This window comes from Halomonas sp., from assembly GCF_041689495.1.
Lineage (GTDB): Bacteria > Pseudomonadota > Gammaproteobacteria > Pseudomonadales > Halomonadaceae > Halomonas.
The window spans coordinates 1-4,214 of the sequence record NZ_JBDNGD010000544.1; the positions used below are offsets into that span (position 1 = coordinate 1).

The 4,214-nt window shown below is 61.8% G+C and carries 1 protein-coding gene; it reads right to left on the reverse strand.

Going from position 1 to position 4,214, the window contains the following annotated elements; translation table 11 throughout:
* On the reverse strand, positions 1-4,214 hold a 4,214-nt coding region (locus ACESMD_RS15735), incomplete at both ends, for a DEAD/DEAH box helicase family protein (RefSeq protein ID WP_372614826.1).

Here is a 4,214-nt window from a genome sequence, read left to right on the forward strand (position 1 = left end):
GGGGTATACTTGTTTCCCGATGTCACGGCGTAGGCTTGGGCCAGGTCGCCTTGTCCGTACCAGCGGTGCATCTCCTCCTGCATCCTGATCATCTTCTTGCGCAGCGGCTTGTCGTTGGCAAGCACCTGCTCAAACTTCTGCGTGAAGAGAGGGGCCCGGGTCTTGGCCTCGCTGTACTGCGTCAACCACAGGCGCACGAACTCGGCAAAGCCTTCCTTGGTCTTGAGCTTCTCCTTGCTGGTGTAGGAAAGCGCCTCGACCTCCTGGCGATAGCCAGCGTCACGATAGGCGCGCGTGAATCGCTCCTTGTGCGTGTAGTGCATGTCCAGGTAGTGGGCCAGCTCGTGGGCCATGACCTCGACATCATCGAAGTTCGCGATTCTTACCTCGCTGTTGGAGCGACGGTAGAAACCCAGCCGTGACTTGCCCTTGACCTTGCCTTGATACAGCCGCGGCCCGATGGTGTCGATCACCATGACGCGGATTCCCTCGCGCCGGGTCGGGGTGTCCTCGGGCTTCAGCTTGACAGTACGCGCGCCCACTTCGATGGTGCCCGACGCTGGTCGGCGTGGGCTCACTCCCAGCATCCGGTAGGTGGGGCGCCACCGAGGCATGGGGGCATCATGCGGCGAGGCCATGGAACTGACATCGTTCTCGTTCTGCCCCTCGCCCTCTCGCTTCTGGCTCTGCTTTGGCTTCAGTTGGTCGATCACTAGGGCATGGCGAGACTTGAGCTTTGCCAGTTCCTCGGCCTGGGGCCAGTCGGTGATCTGCTCCTCAAGCTGGGGGATCTGCTCCTGGGCCAGCTTCAGTTGCTTGTGCGCGCTCTTGGCATCGTCCGGCAGTCCTTTCGCCATATTGGCAATACGGCGCGCCAGTCCGGTCGGGTCGGCCTTGGATATGTCGGCAATCTCAAGCTGGTGCTCGCTTTCGCCTTCCAGGGTCAGCACGAACTGGCTCCCGCTGACGTTATCCAGGCGCAGCGTGAAGGCGTGGTAGCTGCCTACCGATTGGGTATCGGTGCCTGATTCCGCCATCTTGGCGGCCGCGGCGATGATCTCCTGCCCAGCCTTCTTGTGCTCGGTGAGCGTCGTCCCGTTCACGGTCACGGTGAAGCCCTTGTCCGGAATTGCCTCGGCGGTCTTGGCATCGGTGGTGAGTCGCTTCACGCGCGGCTTCAAGTCCTCGACGCGCTTCGTGATCTGCCGCACCTTGTCGCGGATGCGGAACTGGTCGCGGTTGTGCTCCTCCTCAAGCTGCGACATCTTCCGCACCTTCTGGCGCAGGTCCATCTCCTCGAGGATCAGCGGGTTGCCGGAACTGGCCGCCTTCATCTCGGCGGCGTTGCTGGCCTCGCCTGACACGTCCTCGATCTCGCGCTGGGTGGTGTTGCCCTTGCGCACCTGCTCGATAAACCGGGCCTTGGTTTCAATGGTCTGCCACATGCTCGAGTCGAGCGTCCGCTTGGTGGCATAGCGCAGGATCTCTACCTCGAAGTTGTTCCGGTATAGCGGGTTTGGGTCTTCAGCGGTGGGCGGCGTGTCGAACAGGTTGCCCTGGCGGATGATGCGGCCCTCGCGCTGCTCCATGTCGCTGGGGCGCCAGGGGGCGTCCATGTGGTGCAGGGCTACCAGCCGGTCCTGCACGTTCATGCCGGCGCCCATCTTGGGCGTGGAGCCAAACATCACTCGCACTCGCCCGCTGCGCACCTTGCCAAACAGCTCCTCCTTCTGCAATTCGGTGTTAGCGTCGTGGATGAAAGCAATCTCGGCCTCGGGGATGCCTCGGTCGATGAGCTTCTGCTTCAGGTCATCATAGACGCTGAAGTCGCCATCCAGGGCGGCCAACTCGTCGGGGCTCATCTTGTCGAGCTGCTCGTTGGCGGCTTCGTCGCCCTGCTCGGCCCTTTCCACCAAATCGCGGATGCGCGCGGCCTCCTTGGCCTTGGCGCCCTTGGGGGTGGATAGGTCGATGAATACCAGTTGGGTGCCCTTGTCGGCGTCCCACTTGTCATGAATGAATTTAATGCGATCGGCGGACTCGTGGATCTTGCTGCCGGGGTTGTCGGGATAGCTGGCGTCGATCAGGCGCATGTCGAGCGCGGCCTTGCGCGCGTCGGACATGATCTTGAGCATGTTGTCGGCGCCCTTCTCCGGCTTTTTCGGTAAATGCTCGGCCCGGTAGATCAGGCTGCCGGACGGGTAGACCTCGTTACCGTTCTGGTCTTTCTTCGCCACCCCGATATAGTTGGCCTGGTCGTCGCTGCGCTCAACCACCACGTTGTTGGGCTTGCCGCCTGCGATCTTGGGTATCGGCAGTCGCTTACCTTGTGCGGCCAGTTGCCGCTTGATGTCGGCCTGGGTGATGACATCGCTGAATGACAGGTAGCGCTGCATCAGCTCTGGCATGTTCACGAACTTGGAGAATCGCGTTTTCATCTTGTAGGTGCCGGATGGGCTCATCTCCCAGTCCGACTCTATGGATCCGTACATGCGCGCCCAGGCGTCGAAGTGGGCGATCCCCTGGTCTTGCAAGGCGTCATAGTCCAGATACCGCTGGATGGTGTACATCTCTGCCATGGTGTTGCTGATCGGCGTCCCGGTGGCATAGATGACGTTGCCGCCGGTCACTTCGTTGAGATACCGCACCTTCATGAACATATCGCTGGCTTTCTGGCTACCCGTTGGGTTGCCAAGCCCCGCCACGTTGGTCAGCGAGGTAGCGAACCCGAGGTTCTTGAACTCGTGCGCTTCGTCGAGGAACAGCGCATCGACACCCAGCTCGCTGAACGTCAGGTTGTCGTCTTTGTTGTCCGCGTCGAACAGCCGCTTCAGCTTCTCCTCGAGCCGTTCCTTCTGCTTCTCGATCTGCTTCACGCTGCGCGACTTCTTCCCTTCCGCCGCGCGGACTGCCTTGATGGCGGCGTCGTGGTCGCGTATCTGCGCCTTGATGAACTGCTCCTGGAACTTCGCATCCATCTCGACTTTGCCGATCGCTGAGTGTGCAACGATCACAGCGTCCCAGTCCCCGGTCGCGATGCGGGCGAATAGCTGCTGGCGATTGCCTTTCTTGAAGTCCTTTTTCGTGGTGGCCAGGATGTTGGCGCTCGGGTATAGCTTCAGGAAATCCGTTGCCCACTGTCCAACAAGGTGGTTGGGGACGACGAACATCGGCTTGCGCGCGCGGCCCATGCGGCGCATCTCCATCGCGCCTGCCACCATGGCAAAGGTTTTCCCAGAGCCGACCACTTGATCGAGTAGCGTGTTGCCTGACTGCACGATGCGCCACACGGCGTTGGACTGGTGCGGGCGCAGGCTGATGATGTCGTCGCTGACCTTGCCCGGGAACGTCAGGTGGCCGCCGTCGAACTCACGGAGCCGGTCTGTGTTGAAAGTGTCGTTGTAGAGTCGCGCCAGGCGCTCGCGGCGCGCGTCGTCTGCCCACACCCAACGGCGGAACTCAGTATTGATCTTCGCGATGCGCTCGGCCGCGACGTTGGTGGCGGACTCATTCACGAGGGTTGAACCGTCATCCAGCTTGTCGCGGACCACGGCATTGGTCTGGTTCGCCGCGTGCTCGATCAGCTTGTTGACATCGACGCGCTCGGTTGCCCATCTCTGGCGCTGCGCTGGAGTGGGGTTGCCTTTGATTGACCATTTGGCTACAGGGGAGGCGTAGGAGGCGCCGCCGCTGTCGCTGTCCATGATGAACTGGACGAAGGCTGTCATGTCCTCGACGGGCATCCAGTGCGCGCCAGTCTTCACACTGATGTCTACTGCCTCGATATCCTCTGGCTGTACCTCACGCAGCGCCTCCACGTTGCGCTGGAACCTCGGCATTTCCTTGGCCAGCCGATCGGCCAGGGATAGCTTGTGCTTCACGTTGCCGCTCAGGAAAGCGTCGCGCTCGACCCAGCTCCCGGGGGTTTCCTCGAAGATCCTGCCTTCCAGCTCCTCGGCAACCTTGGCCTCGGTCTTGCCGTACAGAGACGCCATGTAGGGCATGTCAACGCGGCCATGCTCTGACAGGCTGGCCGCCAGGGCGTCAACGGCGCTGCTGGCGTGCTCTGGGGCGTGGTATGGCTGTTGGGTGCGCCGGCTGAAAATGGCGGCCTTCTTGGCGCTTGGCGGCTTGGCTGCCTCACCGGTGCGCTTTGCTACAGCGGCGGATATGCCCTTGTCGAACTTGTCCTCGAGCGCGGCAATCTGCGGCCA